The organism is Streptomyces sp. NPDC031670 (assembly GCF_055580545.1).
Window position 1 is genome coordinate 104418 of the sequence record NZ_JBVILC010000010.1, and the last position, 24976, is coordinate 129393.

Annotated in this window: 24 protein-coding genes; 11 read left to right on the top strand and 13 right to left on the bottom strand. The window is 71.3% G+C overall.

The window, feature by feature from the left end; all coding sequences use genetic code 11:
* Positions 1-31: 31 nt before the first annotated feature.
* From ACZ5ID_RS20375 to ACZ5ID_RS20400, 6 genes are all read right to left on the bottom strand, one after another.
* A complete protein-coding gene (locus ACZ5ID_RS20375; RefSeq protein WP_468899660.1) occupies positions 32-355 on the bottom strand; it encodes an RNase A-like domain-containing protein in 324 nt (107 codons plus the stop codon).
* Positions 352-1017: a hypothetical protein gene (locus tag ACZ5ID_RS20380; RefSeq protein ID WP_468899663.1), complete on the bottom strand. Its 666-nt coding sequence runs from the start codon at positions 1015-1017 to the stop codon at positions 352-354. Before ACZ5ID_RS20380 ends, ACZ5ID_RS20375 begins: the two co-directional genes overlap by 4 nt.
* A gap of 19 nt (positions 1018-1036) precedes the next feature.
* Complete coding sequence (locus ACZ5ID_RS20385) at positions 1037-2743, bottom strand: RNase A-like domain-containing protein (RefSeq protein ID WP_468899665.1); 1707 nt, start codon at positions 2741-2743, stop codon at positions 1037-1039.
* Positions 2743-3045, bottom strand: a complete 303-nt coding sequence (locus ACZ5ID_RS20390) for a WXG100 family type VII secretion target (RefSeq protein ID WP_468899668.1) — start codon at positions 3043-3045, stop codon at positions 2743-2745. Before ACZ5ID_RS20390 ends, ACZ5ID_RS20385 begins: the two co-directional genes overlap by 1 nt.
* Before the next feature lie 42 nt (positions 3046-3087).
* Positions 3088-3486: a WXG100 family type VII secretion target gene (locus ACZ5ID_RS20395; protein ID WP_468899671.1), complete on the bottom strand. Its 399-nt coding sequence runs from the start codon at positions 3484-3486 to the stop codon at positions 3088-3090.
* Positions 3487-3600: 114 nt separating this feature from the next.
* Complete coding sequence (locus tag ACZ5ID_RS20400) at positions 3601-4803, bottom strand: THUMP-like domain-containing protein (RefSeq protein ID WP_468899673.1); 1203 nt, start codon at positions 4801-4803, stop codon at positions 3601-3603.
* Between the two features lie 92 nt (positions 4804-4895).
* Between ACZ5ID_RS20400 and ACZ5ID_RS20405 the strand changes: the two genes are divergently transcribed.
* From ACZ5ID_RS20405 to groL, 4 genes are all read left to right on the top strand, one after another.
* Positions 4896-5828 (top strand): polysaccharide deacetylase family protein, encoded by a 933-nt coding sequence (locus ACZ5ID_RS20405; RefSeq protein ID WP_468899676.1) that lies wholly within the window; start codon positions 4896-4898, stop codon positions 5826-5828.
* Positions 5825-6133: a hypothetical protein gene (locus ACZ5ID_RS20410; protein WP_468899679.1), complete on the top strand. Its 309-nt coding sequence runs from the start codon at positions 5825-5827 to the stop codon at positions 6131-6133. Before ACZ5ID_RS20405 ends, ACZ5ID_RS20410 begins: the two co-directional genes overlap by 4 nt.
* A 146-nt stretch (positions 6134-6279) precedes the next feature.
* Positions 6280-6588, top strand: a complete 309-nt coding sequence (gene groES, locus ACZ5ID_RS20415) for a co-chaperone GroES (protein WP_358833549.1) — start codon at positions 6280-6282, stop codon at positions 6586-6588.
* A 114-nt stretch (positions 6589-6702) separates the two neighbouring features.
* Positions 6703-8331: a chaperonin GroEL gene (gene groL / locus ACZ5ID_RS20420; protein ID WP_468899682.1), complete on the top strand. Its 1629-nt coding sequence runs from the start codon at positions 6703-6705 to the stop codon at positions 8329-8331.
* An 86-nt stretch (positions 8332-8417) separates the two neighbouring features.
* On the opposite strand, the gene ACZ5ID_RS20425 is transcribed toward groL, so the two are convergent.
* The 3 genes from ACZ5ID_RS20425 to ACZ5ID_RS20435 form a co-directional block, all read right to left on the bottom strand.
* Positions 8418-9446 (bottom strand): hydroxyacid dehydrogenase, encoded by a 1029-nt coding sequence (locus ACZ5ID_RS20425; RefSeq protein ID WP_468899684.1) that lies wholly within the window; start codon positions 9444-9446, stop codon positions 8418-8420.
* Positions 9447-9755: 309 nt separating this feature from the next.
* Positions 9756-10529 (bottom strand): SDR family NAD(P)-dependent oxidoreductase, encoded by a 774-nt coding sequence (locus ACZ5ID_RS20430; protein WP_468899687.1) that lies wholly within the window; start codon positions 10527-10529, stop codon positions 9756-9758.
* Positions 10530-10579: 50 nt separating this feature from the next.
* Positions 10580-11260: an MOSC domain-containing protein gene (locus ACZ5ID_RS20435; RefSeq protein ID WP_468899689.1), complete on the bottom strand. Its 681-nt coding sequence runs from the start codon at positions 11258-11260 to the stop codon at positions 10580-10582.
* An 81-nt stretch (positions 11261-11341) separates the two neighbouring features.
* On the opposite strand from ACZ5ID_RS20435, the gene ACZ5ID_RS20440 reads away from it, so the two are divergent.
* The gene (locus ACZ5ID_RS20440) at positions 11342-12238 is read left to right on the top strand and encodes a LysR family transcriptional regulator (protein ID WP_468899692.1); all 897 of its coding nucleotides are present in this window, start codon (positions 11342-11344) and stop codon (positions 12236-12238) included.
* Between the two features lie 200 nt (positions 12239-12438).
* On the opposite strand, the gene ACZ5ID_RS20445 is transcribed toward ACZ5ID_RS20440, so the two are convergent.
* A complete protein-coding gene (locus ACZ5ID_RS20445) occupies positions 12439-12765 on the bottom strand; it encodes a WhiB family transcriptional regulator (RefSeq protein WP_468899694.1) in 327 nt (108 codons plus the stop codon).
* A gap of 415 nt (positions 12766-13180) precedes the next feature.
* Between ACZ5ID_RS20445 and ACZ5ID_RS20450 the strand changes: the two genes are divergently transcribed.
* The 4 genes from ACZ5ID_RS20450 to ACZ5ID_RS20465 all read left to right on the top strand — a co-directional run bounded on the left by ACZ5ID_RS20450 (position 13181) and on the right by ACZ5ID_RS20465 (position 17603).
* Positions 13181-13792, top strand: coding sequence for a response regulator transcription factor (locus ACZ5ID_RS20450; RefSeq protein WP_003948568.1), 612 nt, complete (start codon positions 13181-13183; stop codon positions 13790-13792).
* 255 nt (positions 13793-14047) lie between these two features.
* Positions 14048-14623, top strand: a complete 576-nt coding sequence (locus ACZ5ID_RS20455) for a sigma-70 family RNA polymerase sigma factor (RefSeq protein ID WP_067163238.1) — start codon at positions 14048-14050, stop codon at positions 14621-14623.
* Between the two features lie 218 nt (positions 14624-14841).
* Positions 14842-16347 (top strand): IMP dehydrogenase, encoded by a 1506-nt coding sequence (gene guaB, locus ACZ5ID_RS20460; protein WP_468899697.1) that lies wholly within the window; start codon positions 14842-14844, stop codon positions 16345-16347.
* Between the two features lie 131 nt (positions 16348-16478).
* On the top strand, positions 16479-17603 hold the full coding sequence (locus tag ACZ5ID_RS20465) for a GuaB3 family IMP dehydrogenase-related protein (protein WP_358833560.1): 1125 nt from the start codon (positions 16479-16481) through the stop codon (positions 17601-17603).
* Between the two features lie 100 nt (positions 17604-17703).
* On the opposite strand, the gene ACZ5ID_RS20470 is transcribed toward ACZ5ID_RS20465, so the two are convergent.
* Positions 17704-18195 carry a hypothetical protein gene (locus ACZ5ID_RS20470; RefSeq protein WP_468899700.1) on the bottom strand — a complete coding sequence of 164 codons (492 nt, stop codon included), beginning with the start codon at positions 18193-18195 and terminating at the stop codon, positions 17704-17706.
* Between the two features lie 108 nt (positions 18196-18303).
* Positions 18304-19548, bottom strand: a complete 1245-nt coding sequence (locus tag ACZ5ID_RS20475; RefSeq protein WP_468899703.1) for a nucleotide sugar dehydrogenase — start codon at positions 19546-19548, stop codon at positions 18304-18306.
* A 220-nt stretch (positions 19549-19768) separates the two neighbouring features.
* Between ACZ5ID_RS20475 and ACZ5ID_RS20480 the strand changes: the two genes are divergently transcribed.
* The gene (locus ACZ5ID_RS20480; protein WP_468899705.1) at positions 19769-21475 is read left to right on the top strand and encodes a glycerol-3-phosphate dehydrogenase/oxidase; all 1707 of its coding nucleotides are present in this window, start codon (positions 19769-19771) and stop codon (positions 21473-21475) included.
* On the opposite strand, the gene ACZ5ID_RS20485 is transcribed toward ACZ5ID_RS20480, so the two are convergent.
* Positions 21472-22569 (bottom strand): serine hydrolase domain-containing protein, encoded by a 1098-nt coding sequence (locus ACZ5ID_RS20485; RefSeq protein WP_468899707.1) that lies wholly within the window; start codon positions 22567-22569, stop codon positions 21472-21474. The two genes, ACZ5ID_RS20480 and ACZ5ID_RS20485, sit on opposite strands and share 4 nt — an antisense overlap.
* Before the next feature lie 248 nt (positions 22570-22817).
* Between ACZ5ID_RS20485 and ACZ5ID_RS20490 the strand changes: the two genes are divergently transcribed.
* A complete protein-coding gene (locus tag ACZ5ID_RS20490; RefSeq protein WP_468899710.1) occupies positions 22818-24881 on the top strand; it encodes a serine/threonine-protein kinase in 2064 nt (687 codons plus the stop codon).
* Positions 24882-24976: the final 95 nt, after the last annotated feature.

Sequence of the window (24976 nt, forward strand, 5' to 3'; positions counted from 1 at the left end):
GGCGCGCCTTCGTCGGTCGAACGGGAGGGGGTCAGAGGTAGACGGGAAAGGTTGCGTGGACGGCGAACCCGTGCGGGCTCGCCTCGCTGCGCTTGAGGATCACCCGGGCGGCGCGGACGTCCACCGGCTCGCGGCCGGCGAGCATCATCGCCTGGAGCAGTACGCGCCCCACGGGCTCGGCCCGGGAGGGCCAGGCGGCCTCGATGGTGAGCCGCTGCCGGGTGGAGCGGGCCAGCCAGCGGTGGACGACCTGTTCATTGGCGGTGACCACGTGCTGGGTCGCCCATTGGGCGGTCTCCCGGTCGGGGTAGGTGGCGGAACGGTTCCGGACCGGCACGCTCTTCCCGGTACTCATCGGTGCTCCCGTGCCATGTGGTCGTCCACGGTCGCAAGCAGCTCGCGCAGCGCGTCCGCGGAGATCCACGGGATGGTGTGCGACAGGTTGTGCCGCATGGCGTCGGCGTCGGGGAAGAGCACCAGGGCGCGATGTGCCTCGGCGGCCCACGGCGCCAGGGATTCCGGGCAGAAGGGGTGTTCCGTCGCGATGAACGTCCGTACCGCGTCCGCGACCGTGGCGGATTCCAGGTCGTCGGTCAGCAACGCGGTGAATCCGGCGAGATACGGGAACGCGAGGCCGGCTTCCCAGGAGTTCATGGGAAGTTCCCCGTACTCCGGTGGGAGGTCCCGGTCCAGAATGCGGACGATTCCCGCGAGCGTATGCAGGTATTCCGCGGGATCGGTGCCTTCGGCGGCCGTCGAGAGCTTTTCCAGGAACTCCTGCGGAGCGCCGTCGAGCGCCTTTCGCTCCAGCAGGTCCCCGAGGAGGTCGAGCAGCGCCGCCCCGGTGCGCAGGGGGCACTCGCGGTGCGGCGCGCCCGGGACGGCGACCAGCCGGCCATAGCGCCGGACCTCGTCGTCCAGGGACAGGGTGCCCCGCGACGCCTGCACCCGGAGGGCCAGGTCGAGGAGGTGCGCGACCGGGCCGGCGGTGAACAGGCCCGCCGTGTACGACTGCACGTGACTGCTGCCTTCGCTGCTAGGGGATGGGCATGGAGGTGATGACGACGAACGGAGGGTCAATCCCCTCCTTGTACTTCAGCGCCACCTGCACCGACTTCGTCCCGGAGGCGGCGGCGCCCATGCCGTGGGCATCATAGTCGGCGCGGGTAATGGTGCGTCCGGTTTCCTCGGTGAACGTGTACTTGATGGCCGGTTGGATCGACGAGTTGCTGGGATCCCAATTCGGGTTGTTTCTCTTCCTTCTTTCGATGCCCTGGAGCCATTGGTCGATCCGGATCGCGTTGTCGTGGTCGTTCAGCGCGGCCTGGGTGAATTTCTGTGCCGACGCCAGATCCTTGAAGGAGGACGCGGCGGGCGCGTTGCCCTGGTCCCGCAGCCGCTGGGCGAGCTGGTCGTCGGTCATGCCGACGTGGCGGTCGATCGGATGGCTGCCGCGGATGCCCTCCTGGCTCGCCAGATCGACCGGGTAGTAGATGTTCTTCGGGTCCTCGCCCGGAACGGTGAAGTGGTGTTCGTCCTTGAACGACTTCAGGGCGCGGGCGCCGAAGGCCTCGGCCCGGGCCTCTTCGGCGCGGAAGGTCGGTGCGCTCAGATGCGCCTCGTCCAACGCCGCCATCAGCGCGTTGAGCTGCGGCGTCAGCGCGTTGACCTTGCTGTTGTAGGTGTCGACGATGGAATTGAGCTTGCCCGTGTCCATCTCCAGGACGATGCCCTCGCCGAGCTGCACCGCTCCCTTGGCGATCCCCTTGACGGCCCCCTTGAACACGCCCACGACGTCCTTGACGTCGACACCGTCCTTGAGATTGACGTCGATCTTCGGGATCGCGTCGCGCACCGCCTGCATATAGACCTCGTGCACCTCGTGGTTCACGTACACGGCGGCCTCGGCGAAGTGGTACAGCAGATCGCTGACCTTCTGCGCGGTGTCGAAGAGCACCGTCATCACGGGGTGCGTGGCGGTCTGCGACGCCGCCGAATCGTGCTTCCACTCGTACCCGGCCGTGGACTGGCCCCAGGCCTTGGTCCCCCACAACGAGCTGCAGAACTGCCGCATGGCGTCGTGCCACTCGCTGTTGCTCTGCTGGGTGATCGACCCGATCAGGCCGGTAAGCGCGCTCTCCGTGACGGAGAGGCTCATGGTCATCGACATCCAGGACTTGGAGAGCGCGTTGAGGTAGTGCTGCTGCGGGAACGGATAGACGTCCGCGACCTTGCCCATCCGGTAGGCGTGCTTGACGATCGGGCGCAGCACATCGCGGATGGGCCCCGGCACCCCCTCCAGCAGCGAACGGATGAAGTCGTCGCCCCCGTCGTCGTCCCCCCACTTCAGATCGGGCACCCGGCCGTAGTCGGGCGCCTTGTCGATGACGTGCGGCAGTGGCTGCGTCACGGCGGGCGGGCCGCCGGGGTGGGCGGCGGCGTCGGCCTTCGCGTAGTTGTTGGCGGTCGTGGTGAGGCCGACGGCGACGCCACCCACGCTCTCCACGGCCTTGGCCCATACCTCCAGGAAGCGGTTGCCCACCTTGACGTACGCCGCCGCGAAGGCCTGGGGCGCGGTGCCGTACCCGCCCGCGTCGGGGTACTTGCCCAGCGCGGGCAGCAGGTCCTTGGCGGCCCGGTCGAACGGGGCCTGCTGGCTCGCCACTCCGCCCGAGACCCGGTGCAGGTCCATGGGCTTGACGTCGATGGCGCCGTTCGCGGGCGGCGGGGCGGGGGTCGACATCAGGCGGCTCCCCAGCCGCGCAGCACGGCCCGGTGGGCCGCCGCGTAGTTGGCATGGCCGGTGGTGACGACCTCGTGGAGCCAGGCCTGGCGGGCCTGGAGGTCCCGCATGTCGCGGTCCCAGCGGTCGAGTTCGTCCACGAACGCCTCGCGGGCCTTGCCGTCCCAGGTCAGTACGGTCTTCTCGGTACGGTCGTAGAGCGCGCCCAGCTTCTCGTTGAGCTGCTTGAGGATGTCCTCGAGCTCGCCCGCGAGTTCGCGTAGGGCGGCGAAGTCGACGGCTATGAGGTCGTCGTCGGGCATCTGGTATCCATTCCCCCGAATGGCCGGCGGTGCGGCGTGCTGTCAGAGATCGCTGATGCTGCTGCGGGGGCCCGGCCCGGGCGCCTGGAGCGCGTCGGCCTCGCGGGCGACATCGACGTGGTCCTGGATCTCCCGCATCCGGGCGAGGACCTCCATGTCCTGCTCGCTGAAGCCGTCCCGGCTGAGGCGGACCGCCTCCTCGATGACCCCGAGCACCTCGCGGATGCGCACCGCGTCCTTGGCGGCGCCCCGGTGGAGATCGCGGTAGGCCGAGCCGGCCGGGCCGCGCCAGCGCGCCTCGATCCGGTCGACGATCCCGTCCATCCGCCGCACCTGTCCGTCGAGGTGGCGCCGCATCTCGTCGAGGTCGTTCGCCAGCTTCGTCAGACCGTCGTCCTCGGGCACGCCCAGATCGGGCCGCGGCCCTCCCGGTCCGCCCATCTCTCCCACCCCCCCTGTTTCCCTGATCTTGACCTTAACAACGACGTCCCACAGCTCGGCAGTTGCGTGGGCAGGTGACGTGACGAGGGTCGCGCAGCGGCTCGGTCCGGGTTTTCACCGGGCGGCCGGATGCCCGATCAGCATCGTCGGCGCCCCCGCCACCCGCGTCAGGAACACCGTCGCGAAGGCGCGCCCCCGTAGCTTCATCTTGCGGCGCAGCTCCTCCGGTTCGACCGCCGAGCCGCGCTTCTTGACCGTCAGGACACCCACCTCGCGCTCCCGCAGCAGGGCCTTCAGCTTCTTCATGTTGAAGGGCAGCTCGTCGGTGATCTCGTACGCGGTGGTGAACGGGGACTCGTACGGCTCGTCGCTCGTCACGTACGCGATGGTCTCGTCGATGAGGCGGCCGTCGCACGCCGCCACGATGTCGGCCACCAGATGGGCCCGGATGACGGCGCCGTCCGGCTCGTGGAGGTAGCGCCCCACGGGGCCGACCGGGGGCGGCGGGAGCGGGGCGGAGGCCCGGAGCGTGGCCTCGGCGGGCAGGAGCGTGGCGCGGACCGCGCCCGGGGTGCGGGTGTGCTGGGGGGCGTGCGCCTGCCCGAACCAGAGCACCGCCTCCTTCACATCGCCCCCGTCCGAGATCCACTCCGCCTCGGCCTGCGGCGGGAGCGACTCGTGCGGGATGCCGGGGGCGATCTTCAGGGCGGCGAGCGGTGCCTTCAGGGCCGCGCCGACCGCCCAGGACAGCGGCGGCGAGTAGGCCTCCGGGTCGAAGACGCGCCCGCGTCCGCCGCGCCGCGCCGGGTCCACGAACACCGCGTCCCACCCCGAGGTGTCCACCTCCGTCACATCCGCGCACCGCACCTCGATCAGCTCCGTCAGGCCCAGCGCCGCCGCGTTCGCGCGGGCCACCTCGGCCGTCAGCTCGTCGCGGTCCACCGCGAGGACGGAGATGCCCGCGCGGGCGAGGGCCAGCGCGTCCCCGCCGATGCCGCAGCACAGGTCGGCCACGCCGCGGACCCCCTGGGCGGCGAAGACACGGGCCCGGTAGGCGGCCACCGACGCACGCGTGGACTGCTCGACGCCGTTGGGCGTGAAGAACATCCGGTACGCGTCGTCCGCGCCGAACTTCGCCACCGCGCGCTGCCGCAGCCGCGCCTGGCCGAGGGCGGCCGAGACCAGCTCCGGGGCATGGCTGCGGCGCAGCCGGGTCGCCACCGCCAGCTCCTGGGCCGGGTCGTGGTCGCGCAGCGAGTCCAGCAGGCCCGTGCCCTCGGGGGTGAGCAGGGCGCGGAAGGCGTCGAGGTCGTTCATCCGCCCCATTGTGGGCCAGGCGGGGGACGGCGTGCGCCCGGTGGCGGGTGTCGTCTGCGGTATACCGCCCCGCACTGACAGGATGCGGCGGCATGCAGCTTGTACGACAAAAGGAAGAAAATGGGCGCGCCCTGACGAAAGCCCCCTTCGTTCTCGCCGGACTCCTCGTCGCCGCGCTCGCCGGCGGGTGCGCCACCGGGAACGTCCACGGCGGCGGGCGCGGCAGCAAGGCCGCCGCCGGGCCGCAGGCCTACGACAGCGACGCCGCCCGCGCCCTCGCCGGCTACTCCGGCCACCTCAAGGAGGAGCAGGCCGCCCGGGTGTCCGCCGCCAGGAGGTGGAGGCTGGCCAAGGTGCCGCTGACCCCGCCCGCCCCGCCCGCCGTCAAACCGGAGATCACCAACCGGCCCGGCTTCGAGACCGACGGCGGCGACTCGCTGCCGCCCGTCTTCACGACCGTGCCCACCAAGGACCGGATCGTCTTCCTGACCATCGACGACGGCGCCGAGAAGGATCCCAAACTGCTGAAGATGATGCGGGACCTGCGCATCCCCTACAGCGCCTTCCTCAGCGACTACCTCGTCCGCACCGACTACCCGTACTTCAAGCGCATGCAGGGCCTGGGTGTCACGCTCAACAACCACACGCTCAACCACCGCTATCTGCCCGCGCTCTCCTACGAAGAGCAGCGGCACGAGATCTGCGACCAGCAGGACAAGATCGGCAAGTGGGCGGGCAAGCGGCCCCGGCTCTTCCGGCCGCCGTACGGCAACTACAACGAGGACACCCTGCGCGCGGCCCAGTCCTGCGGGATCAAGGCGGTGCCGCTGTGGGCGGCGGAGGCGTTCCCCGACCACATGGAGTGGCGCGAGTGGGACCGCGACCTGCACCCCGGCGACATCGTGCTCACGCACTTCCGGGGGCGCGAGGACTGGAAGGGCACGATGCCCGACATGATCCGGCAGGTCATGAAGGTCATCACCGACAAGGGGTACGCGGTGGCCAGGCTGGAGGACTACGTATGACCCGCGCGCACCGGCCGCCGGGCGGTCCGCTGACCGGTCTGCTGGCGGTCGGTGCGCTGATGGTGGCGCTGTTCGCGGCGGGCTGTGAGCGCCCCGCCGCCCCGATCGAACGGCTCGGCCGCATGGCGGCGACGAAGGTGACCGACGCCCGGCGCGGCTTCCCGCACCCCGGCGCGCCGCCGGGCCGCAGCCCCTGGCACGTCCACCCCGACGCGCTGCGCACCCCGCCCGCGCCCGGCCCGGCGGCCCCGTCCCGGACCCCGCCACGCCCCCTCTGCTTGGCACTCCGCTTGACCGAGTGCTAACCGCCGTCCTAGTCTCGCTTCTGGCACTCCCCACCGGAGAGTGCCAACACAGCGACGGGCAGGTCCGGCACCCGCGACGACGGATCCACCTGGTCGCCACCTCAGACAGTTAACCCCGTGAGATCTCCGAAGGGGGAGGTCGGATCGTGACGACCGCCAGCTCCAAGGTTGCCATCAAGCCGCTCGAGGACCGCATTGTGGTCCAGCCGCTCGACGCCGAGCAGACCACGGCCTCCGGCCTGGTCATTCCGGACACGGCCAAGGAGAAGCCCCAGGAGGGCGTCGTCCTGGCCGTGGGCCCGGGCCGGATCGAGGACGGCAAGCGCGTCGAACTCGACGTCGCCGTCGGTGACGTCGTGCTCTACAGCAAGTACGGCGGCACCGAGGTGAAGTACAACGGTGACGAGTACCTCGTCCTCTCGGCTCGCGACGTGCTCGCGATCATCGAGAAGTAATTCACCTCGAAGCGAATGCTTCTGAGCTGCGCCCCTGGCCACCCTGCTGACAGCCGGGCGGCGAGGGGCGCAGTTTTCGTATCACCAAGTTTCCGAGAGGGCTGAACCGCTCCCATGGCGAAGATCCTGAAGTTCGACGAGGACGCCCGTCGCGCCCTTGAGCGCGGCGTCAACAAGCTTGCCGACACGGTGAAGGTGACGATCGGCCCCAAGGGCCGCAACGTCGTCATCGACAAGAAGTTCGGCGCCCCCACCATCACCAACGACGGTGTCACCATCGCGCGCGAGGTCGAGCTCGACGACCCGTACGAGAACCTGGGCGCCCAGCTCGTGAAGGAGGTGGCGACCAAGACCAACGACATCGCGGGTGACGGCACCACCACCGCCACCGTGCTGGCCCAGGCGCTGGTCCGCGAGGGTCTGCGCAACGTCGCCGCCGGCGCCTCCCCGGCCGCCCTGAAGAAGGGCATCGACGCCGCCGTCAAGGCCGTCTCGCAGGAGCTGCTCGCCACCGCGCGTCCGATCGACGACAAGTCGGACATCGCCGCCGTGGCCGCGCTCTCCGCGCAGGACCAGCAGGTCGGTGAGCTCATCGCCGAGGCCATGGACAAGGTCGGCAAGGACGGTGTCATCACCGTCGAGGAGTCCAACACCTTCGGCCTGGAGCTGGAGTTCACCGAGGGCATGGCCTTCGACAAGGGCTACCTCTCCCCGTACATGGTCTCCGACCAGGAGCGTATGGAGGCCGTCCTCGACGACCCGTACATCCTGATCAACCAGGGCAAGATCTCCTCGATCCAGGACCTCCTGCCGCTTCTGGAGAAGGTCATCCAGGCCGGCTCCTCCAAGCCGCTCCTGATCATCGCCGAGGACGTCGAGGGTGAGGCCCTCTCCACCCTGGTCGTCAACAAGATCCGCGGCACGTTCAACGCCGTGGCCGTCAAGGCCCCGGGCTTCGGCGACCGCCGCAAGGCGATGCTCCAGGACATGGCCACCCTCACCGGTGCCACCGTCATCGCCGAGGAGGTCGGCCTCAAGCTCGACCAGGCCGGTCTGGACGTGCTGGGCTCCGCCCGCCGTGTGACCGTCACCAAGGACGACACCACGATCGTCGACGGCGGCGGCAACAGCGAGGACGTGGTCGGCCGCGTCGCGCAGATCAAGGCCGAGATCGAGTCCACGGACTCCGACTGGGACCGCGAGAAGCTCCAGGAGCGCCTCGCGAAGCTCGCCGGCGGCGTGTGCGTGATCAAGGTCGGCGCCGCCACCGAGGTGGAGCTGAAGGAGAAGAAGCACCGTCTGGAGGACGCCATCTCCGCGACCCGCGCCGCGGTCGAGGAGGGCATCGTCTCCGGTGGTGGCTCCGCGCTCGTCCACGCCGTCAAGGTCCTGGAGGGCAACCTCGGCAAGACCGGCGACGAGGCCACCGGTGTCGCGGTCGTCCGCCGCGCCGCCGTCGAGCCGCTGCGCTGGATCGCCGAGAACGCCGGCCTGGAGGGTTACGTCATCACCTCCAAGGTCGCCGAGCTCGACAAGGGCCAGGGCTTCAACGCCGCCACCGGCGAGTACGGCGACCTGGTCAAGGCCGGCGTCATCGACCCGGTCAAGGTGACGCGCTCCGCCCTGGAGAACGCCGCCTCCATCGCCTCCCTGCTGCTCACGACCGAGACCCTGGTCGTCGAGAAGCCGGCCGAGGAGGAGGCCGAGGCCGGTCACGGCCACGGTCACGGCCACAGCCACTGACGTGGTGACGCGCTGACGTCGTAAGAAGGTGAAGGCCCCCGTTCCCGCCACCGGCGGGGCGGGGGCCTTTCCCGTACGCCCGTCCGTCACGCCGAGTGGCGCAGCGCGGCCGGGTGCACCGGGTCCGCGAACGGCTTCCCCGAGGCGAACCGCTCCACCTCGTCCAGCGCCAGATCCGCCAACCGGTGCAGCTCGTTGCCGAGCGAACCGGCGATGTGCGGGGTCAGCAGGACGTTGGGCAGGTCGTACAAAGGGCTCTGGGCGCCGGGAAGTTCGGGCTCGGTGACGTCCAGTACGGCGTGCAGGCGCCCCGACAGCAGCTCGCCGAGCAGCGCGGGCCCGTCCACCAGGGAGCCGCGCGCGGTGTTGATCAGGGTCGCCCCGTCCGGCATCGCGGCCAGCTGACGGGCGCCGATCATCCGCTCGGTGGCCGGGAGCCGCGGCGCGTGGACCGAGACGACACTGCTGCGGGCGCACAGCTCGTCCAGCGGGACCGCCTCCACCCCCAGCCGGGCCGCCTCGGCCGCGTCGACGTACGGGTCGTGGAGCAGCACCCGGAAGTCGAAGGGGCGCAGCAGCTCGATCACCCGGCGGCCGATCCGGGAGGCGCCGACAAGGCCGACCGTACGGCGGTAGTTGCCGGTGCCGTCCCCCTCGCGCAGCCAGTCGTGCGGGGCGCGCAGCTCCGCGTACCGCCGGGCCGAGGCCAGCACGCGTTTGCCCGCGAAGAGGATCGCGGCCAGCGTGTACTCGGCGACCGGCAGCGCGTTGGCCGCCGCCGTCGAGGTCACCGCGATGCCCCGCTCCCAGCACGCGTCGGTGATGTGGTGCTTCACCGACCCGGCGGCGTGCACGACGGCCCGCAGCCGGGGCGCCGAGGCCAGTACCCCGGCCGTGAGCGGCGGCGCTCCCCAGCAGGTCAGCAGCACTTCGGCCTCGGCCAGCGCCGCCGCGACGGCCGGCGCGGGCGCCGGGAGTTCATGGGCGACGAGGTACGGGTCGGTCCGGGCGAGCGCGGCGAGACGGCTGCGGTGCCGGTCGGTGAGCAGCCGCTCGGCGATCCCGGGGCCCATGGCGAGGAGGACGGCGGGGCGGTTGTCAGTGGTGGGGTGCATGGTGGAACTCGGGCTCCTCACGGGGGCGTTGTCCATGGGTAACCGGCCGCGGGTCCGTCCGGTCACTTGGCGCTGCCCGCGGTGAGACCGGCCTTCCAGTGCCGCTGGAGGGCGACGAAGGCGGTGACGAGGGGGAGGAGGAAGTTGTTCCGGAAGGGCTTCACCAGGACGGGGATCAGCACCGACCAGCAGCTGTTGACCAGTCCTCCCCGGCCGGCGAGCGGACCACGGCCGAGCTCGTCCTCGACGGCGGCCCCGACCGGGGCGCGCGTCCCGGCCCCGGTCCCGCGCCCACGGAAGGCCGGCCGCTCACTGCGGGCCGTACTTGCGGCCCGTCCGCGAGGTGACCCCGCCCAGCAGTCCGCGCGGGGCCAGCTTCACCACACCCATGAGCGCCTTGTAGCGCGGGTCCGGGATCGACAGCGTCTTCCCGCGCGCGAGGTCGGAGAGCGCGGTCGACACCAGCTTGTCGGCATCCAGCCACATCCAGTTGGGGATGTTGTCGGTGCCCATCCCGGCCCGCTGGTGGAACTCCGTCCGTACGAAGCCGGGGCACAGCGCCATCAGCCGCACCCCCGATCCGGCCAGGTCGCGCGCCGCGCCCTGGGTGAACTGCACGACCCACGCCTTGGACGCGCCATAGGTGCCGCGCGGCACGAACGCGGCGACCGAGGCGACGTTGACGACCCCGCCGCGCCCGCGCTCGCGCATGCCCCCAGTCGCGGCCGACGTCAGCCGCAGCACCGCCTCGATGTGCACCTTCAGCATCTTGAGCTCGTCGTCCATGGACACGTCCAGGTAGCGGCCCTTGTTGCCGAACCCGGCGTTGTTCACCAGCAGGTCGACCGGCTTGCGGCGCTCCGCGAGCCGGGCCTCGACCGACGCGATGCCGTCCTCCGCGGACAGGTCGGCGACCAGCACCTCGACCTCCACGCCGTGCCGGTCGTGCAGCTCGGTGGCCTGCTCCCGCAGCCGCTTGCCGTCGCGGGCCACCACCACCAGATCGTGCCCGTCCCTGGCCAGCCGCCGCGCGAAGGCGGCCCCGATCCCCGCGGTGGCTCCCGTAATCAGTGCAGTCGTCATAGGCGCACGTTAACGTCCCGCGTGTGTCAGCGGTGTGACGGCCCGTGCGCTCAGGAGACCGGCCGGGCGGCCCGCCGCTCCAGGTACCTGCGTACGGCCTCGTGGTCCTCCGCGGGCATCGCCTCGCCCGCCGCCGACGTGCGCGGCAGCAGCTCCCGCTCGGTGGTGAACGCCCGGAACCAGAAGGCCACCGACACCTCGTGCACGGGCCGGTGGACGACCTCGATCGCGTCGCCCGCGCGTATCTCGCCCTCCTCGATCACCCGCAGATACGCACCGGGGGCGCCCGCCCGTGTGAACCGCCTGACCCACCCCTGCTCGCCCAGGGTGCCCGCGAACGTACGGCAGGGAATGCGCGCGCGGGACACCTCCAGGACCACGTCCGGGCCGATCCGCCAGCGCTCGCCGATCCGGGCGTCACTGACGTCCACCCCGCTGGTGGTGAGGTTCTCGCCGAAGATCCCGCCGGGCAGCTCGCGGCCCAGCTCCTTCTCCCAGGCGTCGAGATCCTCGCGCGCGTAGGCGTAGACCGCCTGGTGCTCGCCTCCGTGGTGGCGCTGGTCGCACACGTCGTCGCCCGCGACACCGCTGGCGCCCACACCCCTGGGGCCCGGCCGGAAGATCCCCACCGCGCCCTCCACCGGCCGCTTGCCGATGCCCGTGAGGCCACCCTCGGCATCGGTGTACTCGACGACCCTGGCGCGGCCCACGTTGACAGACAGAAGCTTCATGGCGCGCACGCTAACCCGAGCTCTCTCAAAGCAGCTACTCAATATGCCGCGTTACCCCCAAGTACCCCTTATGCTCGTAAAGTGATCGAGGCCCGTCATCTCCGTGTCCTGCGCGCCGTCGCCGCCACCGGCTCCTTCTCGGCCGCCGCGCGCGAGCTCGGCTGCACCCAGCCCGCCGTCAGCCAGCAGATGAAGGCCCTCGAAGCGTCCGCCGGTACCCCGCTGCTGATCCGCACCGGCCGTGAGACCCGGCTCACCCAGGCCGGCGAGGTCCTGGTGCGCCACGCCTCCGGCATCCTCGCGGGCCTGACCGCCGCCGAGGAGGAGGTCGCGGCCATCGCGGGTCTGCGCGCGGGCCGGGTCCGGCTCGTCTCCTTCCCCAGCGGCTCGTCCACCCTGGTGCCCAGCGCCCTGGCCGCGCTGCGCGCCGCCCATCCCGGCACCCGTGTCTCCCTGGTCGAGGCCGAGCCGCCGCGCTCGGTGGAGATGCTGCGCGACGGCGACTGCGACATCGCGCTGGCCTTCCGGTACGGGGCGGCCACCGCGGAGGAGTGGGACGACCTGGTCGTGCGCCCGCTGCTGATCGACCGCCTGGTCGGCCTGGTCCCCGACGGCCACCGGCTGGCCGGCGGCGGCACGGTCGACATCCGTGAGCTGGCCGACGAGCCGTGGATCGCGGGCTGTCCGCGCTGCCGGCGTCAGCTCGTCGAGGTCTGCGAGGAGGCCGGCTTCACCCCGCGCATCGACTTCGCGACCGACGACTACCCGGCGGTGATCGGGCTGGTCGGGGCCGGCCTCGGGGTCGCGGTGCTGCCGGAGCTGGCGATCTCCTCGGTACGCCCCAAGGGCGCCCGGACGGTCACGGTGGAGCCCGCCGTCGAGCGCGAGATCGTCGCGCTCACCCTGCCCGACCTGGCCCGGGTCCCGGCCGTCGCGGCCACCCTGGACGAGCTGGCGGGAGCCGCCGCCCGCACCTGAGCTTCGGGGCGCCCGGAAGCGCGGCACCGGCGCGGGGCGCACGCCACCCGCGCGGGACACCGCCCCTCAGGTGTGCCACCGCGCCGCGCGCTGCCCGCCGGAACCCGGCGCCACCGGTCGGTGGTGCGTCGGCGGTGTACTGCCCGGGGCTGCGCCATCCGGCGCAGGAACGTTTCTGCGAAAGTGGGTGCGGCCCGGTGCTAGCCGTGCCCCCGGTCGCCCCCCGCGCCCGTCGCCGTCACCAGCCGGTTGCGCGCCCTGCCCATCAGCTCCTCGCGCTCGTCCTCGGTGAGTCCGCCCCACACCCCGTAGGGCTCACGGACCGCCAGGGCGTGGGCGGCGCACTGGGCGCGTACCGGGCAGCGCATGCACACCTCTTTCGCCGAGTTCTCGCGCGCACTCCTGGCCGCGCCGCGTTCGCCCTCCGGGTGGAAGAAGAGGGAGCTGTCGACCCCGCGGCATGCGGCGAGGAGCTGCCAGTCCCACAGATCGGCGTTCGGTCCGGGAAGGCGGGAGAAATCTGCCATTGCTCATATCCCCTTGAAGCCGTGCCTGAGGTGGATGGGCCGGGTACCCCGGATCACTGGGGTGTACCGACGAACGTACATCTACGGTGTAAGTAGATGTAAATATGACTCATTGCGAATCTAGCCACAGACACCAGAAAAAGGGAAGAAAAGCCGCTAAATGGGGCATACCTCCAAGCGAACGACGGGCGACCCGCGATGCGCGCCCGGCGCACACGGCCCCTCACGTAGAGTGCCGAAGGCGCCCGTCCGACCCGTAACTCTTTCGAGTGACCGTCGTTGAGAGTGCGGAGCGGTTGAGAGAACAAGCGCTCGGGCAGGTGTCCGAGAGCGTCAATCGCGCAGGTGACGATACGTAACCAGCCTGGAGGCTCAAGGTGACGCGCAGCAGCTGTGAGAGCCGCGGAGGAGAGACATGACATCCGTCCTCGTCTGCGACGACTCCCCGCTTGCCCGAGAGGCGCTCCGTCGCGCGGTGGCCACCGTGCCCGGCGTGGAGCGTGTGACGACGGCGGCCAACGGCGAGGAAGTCCTCCGCCGCTGGGGCGCCGACCGCTCGGACCTCATTCTGATGGACGTACGCATGCCCGGTCTGGGCGGCGTGGAGACCGTCCGACGGCTGCTGTCCGCGGACCCCGGCGCCCGCATCATCATGCTGACGGTCGCCGAGGACCTCGACGGAGTGGCGCTCGCCGTCGCCGCCGGCGCCCGCGGCTATCTGCACAAGGACGCCTCGCGCGCGGAGTTGCGGGCGACCGTCACCCAGGCGCTCGCCGACCCGACCTGGCGGCTGGCCCCGCGCAGACTGCGCTCGGCCGAGATGGGCGCGGCGCCCACGCTCACCGCGCGCGAGATCCAGGTGCTCGAAGGCATGAGCCACGGACGGTCCAACGCCGAGATCGGGCGCGAGCTGTTCCTCTCCGAGGACACGGTGAAGACGCACGCGAGGCGGCTGTTCAAGAAGCTCGGCGCCTCGGACCGGGCACATGCCGTGGCGCTCGGTTTCCGCTGGGGCCTGGTGCGCTGACCGGCCCACGGCGTGGTCGGCCGGATCCCCGTCCGCCGTCGGCGGGCGGGTCCGTCCCCCCACTCCGTGGAGCGGCGTGTGACGCTTCGCGCGCGATGCCGCATCCTTGAAGGTGTGGAGTTCCTCGGGGACGAGTCGGTCGAGCGGGAGGGGAGGGCGCAGGAGATGACTTCCGGCGCACCTGCTCATAACGCTTCGGTGCACAACTACGGGCGCGGTGCCACGGATTCTGCGACGCCGGGGCACCATGGACCGATGCGCGACGACGAGCCAACGGTGATCGGTGCACTCGTTCACCGTGCCGTCGACGGCGACGAACAGGCCACGCATGATCTGCTGGCCCATGTTCACCCGCTCGCGCTGCGCTACTGCCGCACCCGGCTGAACCGTCTGCCGGGTGATGCTCGCCACTTCGTGGAGGACCTCGCGCAGGAGGTCTGTGTCGCCGTGCTCATGGCGCTGCCACGCTACCGGGACACCGGGCGGCCCTTCGAGGCCTTCGTGTTCGCCATCGCCTCCCACAAGGTCGCCGACCTCCAGCGGGCGGCGATGCGCCACCCCGGCTCCACGGCGGTGCCCTCCGACGAGATGCCCGAGCGGCCCGACGACTCGCTGGGTCCCGAGGAGCGCGCGCTGCTCAGCAGCGACGCGGAGTGGGCCAAGAAACTCCTCGCCAACCTGCCGGAGAACCAGCGCGAACTGCTGGTGCTGCGGGTCGCCGTCGGCCTCACGGCCGAGGAGACCGGCCAGATGCTCGGGATGTCGCCGGGCGCCGTCCGGGTCGCCCAGCACCGCGCGCTGAGCCGGCTGCGGGCGCTCGCCGAGCAGTAGTTCCGGCCCGTCCCGGTCCCGGCCGGCCTTCTTTCACCCGTACGGCCGTACGAGGCGCATGCACGCGTAGCGACCCGTCGCTCCCCGCGCGCGCATCCGCACCCCCCGTGTCGGTGTGAACGTACAAAGAATCGGGTTGATCTTGTTCATGGAATGAGACACCGCGCCAGCCCGTTAGCATGGACATCCGCACCGATCAAGGCCATGGGGAAGGTGTCATGACTGCAAACGTCGACGGAGTGCCCGAGAAATTCGCGATGCTCGGGCTGACATACGACGACGTGCTGCTGCTGCCGGGCGCGTCCGACATGGCGCCCGACCAGATCGACACCTCCTCGTACCTCTCGAAGAACGTGAAGGTGAACGTCCCGCTGCTGTCCGCGGCGATGGACAAGGTCACCGAGGCGCGCATGGCCATCGCGATGGCCCGCCAGGGCGGCGCAGGTGTCCTGCACCGCAACCTCTCGATCGAGGACCAGGCCAACCAGGTCGACCTGGTCAAGCGCTCCGAGTCCGGCATGGTGACCGACCCGATCACGGTCCACCCGGACGCGACGCTGCGCGAGGCCGACGAGCTGTGCGCCAAGTTCCGCATCAGCGGCGTCCCGGTCACCGACCCGGCGGGCAAGCTGCTCGGCATCGTCACCAACCGCGACATGGCCTTCGAGTCCGACCGCTCGCGCCAGGTGCGCGAGGTCATGACCCCGATGCCGCTGGTCACCGGCAAGGTCGGCATCTCCGGTGTGGACGCGATGGAGCTGCTGCGCCGCCACAAGATCGAGAAGCTGCCGCTGGTCGACGACGCCGGCATCCTCAAGGGCCTGATCACGGTCAAGGACTTCGTGAAGGCCGAGAAGTACCCGAACGCGGCCAAGGACAAGGAAGGCCGGCTGATCGTCGGCGCCGCCGTCGGTGTCGCGGGCGACGCCTACGAGCGCGCCCAGGCGCTCATCGAGGTCGGAGTCGACTTCATCGTCGTCGACACCGCCCACGGCCACTCCCGGCTGGTCGGCGACATGGTCGCCAAGATCAAGTCGAACGCGGGGGGTGCCGATGTCATCGGCGGCAACATCGCCACCCGTGACGGCGCCCAGGCGCTGATCGACGCGGGCGTCGACGGCATCAAGGTCGGCGTCGGCCCCGGCTCCATCTGCACCACCCGTGTCGTCGCCGGTATCGGCGTCCCGCAGGTCACCGCGATCTACGAGGCCTCGCTCGCCGCCAAGGCCGCGGGCGTCCCGGTCATCGGCGACGGCGGCCTGCAGTACTCGGGCGACATCGCCAAGGCCCTGGTCGCGGGCGCCGACACGGTGATGCTCGGCTCGCTCCTCGCGGGCTGCGAGGAGTCCCCGGGCGAGCTGCTGTTCATCAACGGCAAGCAGTTCAAGTCGTACCGGGGCATGGGTTCGCTCGGCGCGATGCAGTCCCGCGGCGACCGCAAGTCCTTCTCCAAGGACCGCTACTTCCAGGAGGGCGTCGCCTCCGACGAGAAGCTGGTCCCCGAGGGCATCGAGGGCCAGGTGCCCTACCGCGGCCCGCTCTCCGCGGTCGTCCACCAGCTGGTCGGCGGCCTGCGCCAGTCGATGTTCTACGTCGGCGGCCGGACCGTCCCGGAGCTCCAGGCCAACGGCCGGTTCGTCCGGATCACCTCGGCGGGCCTCAAGGAGAGCCACCCGCACGACATCCAGATGACGGTCGAGGCGCCGAACTACACCAAGCGCTGACCACGCCCACGCGCGCGTGGACCGAGTGAGGGGCGGCCCCGGATTTCCGGGTCCGCCCCTCGCCCGTATGTCGGTGACACACATGTCGGGGATACTGGTCCGGCAGACGTAGAGGGAAAGGCCCACACAACGTGACTGAGATCGAGATCGGGCGCGGCAAGCGCGGACGCAGGGCGTACGCGTTCGACGACATCGCCATCGTCCCGAGCCGCCGCACCCGGGACCCGAAGGAGGTCTCGATCGCCTGGCAGATCGACGCCTACCGGTTCGAGCTGCCGTTCCTGGCCGCCCCCATGGACTCCGTCGTGTCGCCGCAGACCGCGATCCGCATCGGTGAGCTCGGCGGTCTGGGCGTGCTGAACCTCGAAGGCCTGTGGACCCGGTACGAGGACCCGCAGCCGCTGCTCGACGAGATCGACCAGATGGACGAGGACGCCGCGACCCGCCGCCTCCAGGAGATCTACGCCGCCCCGATCAAGGAAGAGCTGATCGGGCAGCGCATCAAGGAGGTGCGCGACTCCGGTGTGGTCACCGCCGCCGCGCTCTCGCCGCAGCGCACGGCCCAGTTCTCCAAGGCCGTGGTAGACGCGGGTGTCGACATCTTCGTCATCCGCGGCACGACCGTCTCGGCGGAGCACGTCTCGGGCGCGGCCGAGCCGCTCAACCTCAAGCAGTTCATCTACGAGCTGGACGTCCCGGTGATCGTCGGCGGCTGCGCCACGTACACCGCGGCCCTGCACCTGATGCGCACCGGCGCGGCCGGCGTCCTGGTGGGCTTCGGCGGCGGCGCCGCGCACACCACGCGCAACGTCCTGGGCATCCAGGTCCCGATGGCCACCGCCGTCGCCGACGTGGCCGCGGCCCGCCGCGACTACATGGACGAGTCCGGCGGCCGGTACGTGCACGTGATCGCGGACGGCGGTGTCGGCTGGTCCGGCGACCTGCCCAAGGCGATCGCCTGCGGCGCCGACGCGGTGATGATCGGCTCCCCGCTGGCCCGCGCCACGGACGCGCCCGGCCGGGGCCACCACTGGGGCATGGAGGCCGTCCACGAGGACGTGCCGCGCGGCAAGCTGGTCGACCTGGGCATCGTGGGCACCACCGAGGAGATCCTCACCGGTCCCTCGCACATCCCGGACGGCTCGATGAACTTCTTCGGCGCCCTGCGCCGCTCGATGGCCACCACCGGCTACAGCGAGCTCAAGGAGTTCCAGCGCGTCGAGGTGACGGTGGCGGACGCGCAGCACAAGCGCTGACACCTGCCACGCGCGCGTGGGCCTCGGCCGGCGCACGTAACCCGTATGCGTGAGGGCCCGGACCGTTCGACGGTCCGGGCCCTCACGCGTGTACGGGGGGTTACGCGGCGGCCTTCTTGGAGCCGGAGAACGCGGCGAACGCGGCGATCGCGAAGAACAGGAACGTCATCGGGTCGGCGTCGGCCTTCCAGGCGTCGTTCACCAGGCTCAGGTGCTGGAACAGCAGCTCGGAGGTGCTGACGGGAAGCTGCTTGGAGCCGAGGACGGCCTCGCCGACCAGCTGGCCCGCGTAGACCGCGCCGAGGGCGAGGACCGCGCTGAGCACCGGCAGGGCGGGGTTGCGTCCGCCGACCTTGCCCGAGGCCCAGCCGATCAGGAAGCCGACACCGACGGCCGCGTAGCCGATCTCGTGCTCGGTGGCGCCGATCAGCGCGCCGTAGACACCCGCGGTGACGACGGCGACGACGACCGCCGTGACCAGGCCGCCGGCGAAGTTGTCGCGCACCGGCGCGGGCGGCGGGGCCGGGACGAAGCCCGGAAACTCCTGCTGAGGCTGCTGAGGTTGCTGGGGCGGTGGAAAGGACTGGCTCATCTTCGGATCCCCCCGAGGTAAGTGAAGGCGCGAGCCCGAGAATGCGCACGGCTGTGCGATCGGGCGACCCGAAGAGTAGCAATCGCCCGAGGCCGCGGGGATCACATTTCAGAGTCGGTGGGCGGCGCCCCCGGGGGTGACACCGCGTGTGTCGAGCAGCAACTGCGCCTTGACCGTGAGCCCTTGCAGGTCGTACGTGCGGTGGTGCTGGAGCAGCACGGTGAGGTCGGCGTTGGCCGCCGCTTCGTAGAGCGAGTCGGCGCGCGGCACGGGCTGGTCGCGCACGCGCCAGTCCGGGACGTACGGGTCGTGGTAGCTCACCGCCGCGCCGAGGTCGATGAGCCGCCCCGCGATCTCGGCGGCGGGGGAGCCCTCCAGATCGGCGAGGTCGGGCTTGTACGTCACGCCGAGCAGCAGGACGCGCGCGCCCCGGGCGGACTTGCCGTGTTCGTTCAGGAGCGTGGTGGAGCGCTGGATGACGTACTGCGGCATACGGGCGTTGATCTCCCGCGCCAGCCCCACCATCCGCAGGCCCGTGTACGGCAGCGGGGTCGGGTCGAGCGGTACGCCGTGGCCGCCGACACCGGGGCCGGGGCGGAACGGCTGGAAGCCGAACGGCTTGGTCTCGGCGCACCGGATCACGTCCCACAGGTCCACACCCATGTCGTGGCAGAGCACGGCCATCTCGTTGACGAGCGCGATGTTGACCTGGCGGTAGTTGGTCTCCAGGAGCTTGGCCATCTCGGCCTCCCGGGTGCCTCGGGCACGTACGACCTTGTCGGTGAGCCGCCCGTAGAACGCGGCTGCGGACTCGGTGCAGGCGGGGGTGAGACCCCCGATGACCTTGGGGATGGCGGCGAAACCGTGGGTGCGGTTGCCGGGGTCGAGGCGGCTGGGGGAGTAGGCGAGGTGGAAGTCGCGCCCGGCCCGCAGCCCCGAGCCCGACTCCAGCAGCGGACGCAGGAAGTCCTCGGTGGTGCCGGGGTAGGCGGCGGACTCCAGGATCACGGTGGTGTGCGGGCGCAGCCGGGCCGCCAGGGTGCGGGCCGCGTCGGCGACGGCGCCGAGGTCCGGGGTCCGGTCGGCGCCGAGCGGGGTGGGGGCGCAGATCACGGCGGTACGGACCCGGCCGAGCTCGGCCGGGTCGCCGGCGGTCCGGAAGCCCCCCGAGAGCATCCGGCGCAGTTCGGCGGCGGAGAGCGAGCCGTCGACCGGGGGCCGCCCGGCGCGGAGCTCGGCGAGCACTTGAGGGTCGGTGTCGTGGCCGATGGTCTCGATGCCCGCGGCGGCGGCGGCCTGGGCGAGGGGCAGTCCTAGGTGGCCGAGTCCGATGACGGCGAGGTCTGCGGGCATGCGGGTGACCGTCCTTCCCTTAACCGGAGGGGACATGACGCGCAAGCCCTGTGGACAGAATGAGCGTTACGCAATGTCAGACTAAGAGTAAATATGACCGTTATGCCGTATTGCCGGGCCCGCGTTGTCCGAGTGTTGTCCACAGGCGGTGGCCGATGTCGGTGGTCGCGTCCAGAATCGAGTGTGTGAGCCAGACCACCCCGATCAACGGGAGGCACCCGTGAGGACAGCGACACTGGGACCGGTGCAGCGCGCCGAAGCGCTCGCCGCCATGGCCGAGCGCGAGCTCGACGTGCTGGTCGTCGGCGGCGGGGTGGTCGGCGCGGGCACCGCGCTGGACGCCGTGACCCGAGGACTCTCGACCGGCCTCGTCGAGGCGCGGGACTGGGCCTCGGGCACCTCCAGCCGGTCGAGCAAGCTGATCCACGGCGGGCTGCGCTATCTGGAGATGCTGGACTTCACGCTGGTGCGCGAGGCACTGAAGGAGCGCGGGCTGCTCCTGGAGCGCCTCGCCCCGCACCTGGTGAAACCGGTGCCGTTCCTCTACCCCCTCCAGCACAAGGGCTGGGAGCGGTGGTACGCGGGCTCGGGCGTGGCGCTGTACGACACGATGTCGGTGTCGTCCGGCCATGGCCGGGGCCTGCCGGTCCACCGCCACCTCTCCCGCCGCGGCGCCCTGCGGGTCGCCCCCTGCCTCAAGCGGGAAGCGCTGGTAGGCGCGCTTCAGTACTACGACGCGCAGATGGACGACGCGCGCTTCGTGGCCACGCTGGTGCGCACGGCGGCGAGCTACGGCGCGCATACCGCCAACCGGGCCCGGGTGACCGGGTTCCTGCGCGAGGGCGAGCGCGTGGTCGGAGCGCGGGTGCGCGACGTGGAGGGCGGCGGGGAGTACGAGGTCCGCGCCAAACAGATCGTGAACGCCACCGGGGTGTGGACGGACGACACCCAGGCGATGGTCGGCGAGCGCGGACAGTTCCACGTCCGGGCCTCCAAGGGCATCCATCTGGTCGTGCCCAAGGACCGCATCCACTCCACGACCGGCCTCATCCTGCGCACCGAGAAGTCGGTGCTCTTCGTGATCCCCTGGGGCCGCCACTGGATCGTGGGCACGACCGACACCGACTGGGACCTGGACAAGGCCCACCCGGCGGCCTCCAGCGCGGACATCGACTACCTCCTCGAACACGTCAACTCCGTCCTCGCGGTGCCCCTGACCCGGGACGACGTCCAGGGGGTCTACGCCGGTCTGCGCCCCCTGCTCGCCGGGGAGTCGGACGCCACCAGCAAGCTCTCCCGCGAGCACACGGTGGCGCACCCGGTGCCGGGTCTCGTGGTCATCGCCGGCGGCAAGTACACGACGTACCGGGTGATGGCGAAGGACGCGGTGGACGAGGCGGTGCACGGCCTGGACCAGCGGGTCGCGGCCTGCGTCACCGAGGACGTGCCCCTGCTCGGCGCGGAGGGCTACCGGGCGCTGTGGAACGCGCGGGCGAGGACGGCCGCCCGCACCGGTCTGCATGTGGTCCGAGTGGAGCACCTGTTGAACCGGTACGGATCGCTGGCCGAGGACCTCATCGAGCTGATCGTGGCCGACCCCTCGCTGGGCGAGCCGCTCGGCGCGGCGGAGGACTATCTGCGCGCCGAGATCGTCTACGCCGCGTCCCACGAGGGCGCCCGGCATCTCGACGACGTCCTGACCCGGCGCACCCGGATCTCCATCGAGACCTTCGACCGGGGCACGCGGTCGGCCCGGGAGTGCGCGGAGCTGATGGCGCCGGTCCTCGGCTGGGACACCAAGCAGATCGACAAGGAGGTGGAGCACTACGAGAAGAGGGTGGAGGCGGAGCGTGAGTCGCAGCGCCAGCCGGACGACCTGACGGCGGACGCGGCGCGGCTGGGCGCGCCGGACATCGTGCCGCTCTAGAGGGAGTCCGATGGAGGGAGGGACGGCCGGGGCCGGTGGTTGGCCGCCGGGCAGAACTCGGAGTCGAGCAGCGAGAGTTCGAGGGAGGGGTTGAGTGTGATGTCCGAGTTGATGCGGAAAACGGCGGTGTGGCGACCGTCGGCGGTGGCCGCCGCGCGGACCAGACTGCCGGATATACGGCCGTTGTGGCCCCAGACCGTGAGGCCGCAGGAGAGCCGCTCGGGGTAGACCCCGAGGCCGTAGACGCCGTTGGTGGCCGCGGTGTCGAGCAGTTCGCGCTGCTGGGGCGCGGGCAGCAAAGCACCGCCGAGCAGGGCGGCGTAGAAACGGCTCAGGTCGGCGAGGGTCGATATGAGTTCACCGGCGGCCCCGGCCGGGCGCGGGTCGAGCTCGGTGACGTCGTGGCCGCCGGGGGAGTAGGCGCGGCTGTGCGGGGAGGGGAGCGTGGTGCGGGCGCCCGGGAACGAGGTGCCGGCGAGGTGGAGGGGGGTGATGATGCGACGCTCGGCTTCGGCGGCGTAGGTATGGCCGGTGACTTGCTGAACGACCATGCCCAGAACGACGTAGTTGGTGTTGGAGTAGGCGTAGATGCCCGGCGGCCCGGGGTAGTGCGTGAGCGCGGTGTGAACAGCTTGTGAGGGGGTGAGGGGAACCGGAGCGGTGCTGTCCGCCGTGTAGGGGAACAGACCGCTGGTGTGGGAGAGCAAGGAGCGCAGGGTGAGGTGGCGGCCGTCGTTTCCATGGCCGCGTACCAGGCCCGGCAGGTGCTGTTCCACCGTGTCGTCGAGGCGCAGCCTGCCCTCGGCGGCCAGCTGGAGCACCACCGTGGCGACGAAGGACTTGGTGACGCTGCCCGCCCGGAAACGGTCGGCGCGGCCGAGCCCGGCCCCGGCCGTTCCGAAGCGGGAGCGGTCGCCGTCGTCGGTGAGGAGCGCCGCTGCCGGGGTACCCGTGCGGGCGACCAGCCGTGCCAGCGCCGTGGCCTGTGGGTCTTTCAGACCGGTACGGTCCGGTTCGGCAGGCGGGTCGGTCATGCCCAGGCCACAGAGCACCATGGCCAGCGGCATGGTGAGCAGCGCCCGGAGTCTCGGCACGGTGGTGGTCCCCCTTCCCCGGACATCTTGGCGGACGGCGGACCCGGGACAATCATTGGTCCCGGCGTGAGAGACAATGGACGCTCTGCCAGGGCGGGTGCCGCTCCCCCGGGGGCCAACCCCCGGACCCCCGGCAGCAGAAGCAGGTCGGAGCGGTGAACCGGGCCGCCTCACGAGGCAAGTTGCGGGGAGCCGTCGGCCGGGACGCGGTCGGTGCGGGCGCGGATCAGGGATCGCAGAGGGGACGCATGTCGGAGGCGGAGCAGTCGCGGGAGCCCCAGCGGGACGAGCGGAAGGAGTCCGGCGGGAAAGCCGAGGGCCGACTCCTGGCCGAGCGGTACCGGCTCGGGGATGTGCTCGGCCGTGGTGGCATGGGCACGGTCTGGCGGGCCGTCGACGAGACGCTGGGCCGTACCGTCGCCGTCAAGGAGCTGCGCTTCCCCAGCAGCATCGACGAGGAGGAGAAGCGCCGGCTGATCACGCGCACCCTGCGTGAGGCCAAGGCCATCGCCCGGATCCGCAACACCAGCGCGGTGACGGTCTACGACGTCGTGGACGAGGACGACCGGCCGTGGATCGTCATGGAGCTCGTCGAGGGCAAGTCCCTCGCCGAAGCGGTGCGCGAGGACGGGGTGCTGACGCCCCGCCGGGCCGCCGAGGTCGGGCTCGCCATCCTCGACGTGCTGCGCTCCGCGCACCGCCAGGGCATCCTGCACCGCGACGTGAAGCCGTCCAACGTGCTGATCGCCGAGGACGGCCGGGTCGTGCTCACCGACTTCGGCATCGCCCAGGTCGAGGGCGACCCGTCCATCACCTCGACGGGCATGCTCGTCGGCGCGCCCTCGTACATCTCGCCGGAGCGCGCCCGTGGCCACAAGCCCGGCCCGGCCGCCGACCTGTGGTCGCTGGGCGGCCTGCTCTACGCGTGCGTGGAGGGCGTCCCGCCGTACGACAAGGGCTCCGCCATCGCCACGCTGACCGCGGTGATGACCGAGCCGGTGGACCCGCCGGCGAACGCGGGGCCGCTCCTGGAGAAGGTCATCTACGGCCTGCTCGCCAAGGACCCCGAGCAGCGGCTCGACAACGAGGCGGCGCGCGCGCTGCTCACCGAGGTGCTGCACGCACCCGAGCACGCCGTACGGCCGCCGGAGCCGGTGTCGTCCGAGGTGACCCGGGTCGTCGCGCTGCCGCCCGTGCCCGGCGAGCCCAAGGGCGACGCGGGTGCCAAGGCGAAGGAGGTGGCCGACGCGGCTGCCGACCGGATGCGCGGCGCCTTCAAGTCCGTACGGAACGCTGCGGTGGCGGCGCAGGCCACGGCCAAGGACGCCAGGGACGCCAAGGGCAAGGCCAAGGCCAAGGAGAGGGCGAAGCCGAGGGGCGGGATCGCGGCAGGGGCCGTCGGGCCGGTCGCTTCCGTCGGATCGGTGCCCGTTGGGCCGTCGGCTCCGTCCGGACCGCCCGCGCCGGTGCGGGCCCCGCTCACCGACGTCGTCCCGCGGCGCACCCTGGTGATCATCGCGGTGGTGGCGGCGCTGGCCGTGCTCGGGACGGTGCTCGCGGTCGCGCTCAGCGGTGGTGACGACAAGGGCAACGACGGCAAGAGCGGCAGCAAGGCGTCCAGCGGCGTCACCGCGGGAAGCGGCGGCAGCGGCAAGACCAGCGGCGGCCAGGGCACGGGTCAGGGCACCGGCCGGCGGGGCCAGGGCCAGACCCAGACACAGGGTCAGACGCAGGGCCAGGGTCAGGGTCAGAGCGGCGGCAAGACGCCCGCGCCCTCCCAGTCCTCCGGGGCCCAGTCCTCCGGGTCCCAGTCCTCCGGGTCCGGGGGCAACGGCGGCGGCGCGGGCGCCAATCTGCCCAGCGGCTACACCATGGTCTCCGACGCCGACTTCCACTTCTCCATGGCCATGCCCGCCGGCTTCCACCGCGTCGGCATAGCCGGGGACAACTCGGGCGGGATATACGCGGCGGGCGGCGGCTTCCCGCGCGTCCAGGTCGACTTCAACGCGAAGCCGACCGACGACGCCCGCCGGGCCTGGCTGGAGCTGGCCGGCGCGGTCGCCGGAAGCAGCAGCAACTACCACCTGCTCGGCATCCAGAAGGTCGACTACAAGGGGTACCCGACGGTCGCCGACTGGCAGTTCGAGCGCGACCAGAGCGGCGAGCGGGTCCGGATTCTCAACCGCGGCTTCAAGGTCGACGGCTCGCACGGTTACGCGATCATGGTGACCTGCAAGACGGCCGAGTGGGACGGTGACGCGTGCGTGACGCTGCGCAAGACGGCGTTCGACACGTTCAGCCCCAAGGACTGAGCAGGCCACGTATCGTGAGAGCCCGCGAACCGTACGCAGCCACAATGAGCCGGTAAACGACCGGAATTGACGGGTTCCGGGGGACAGCACGCTGT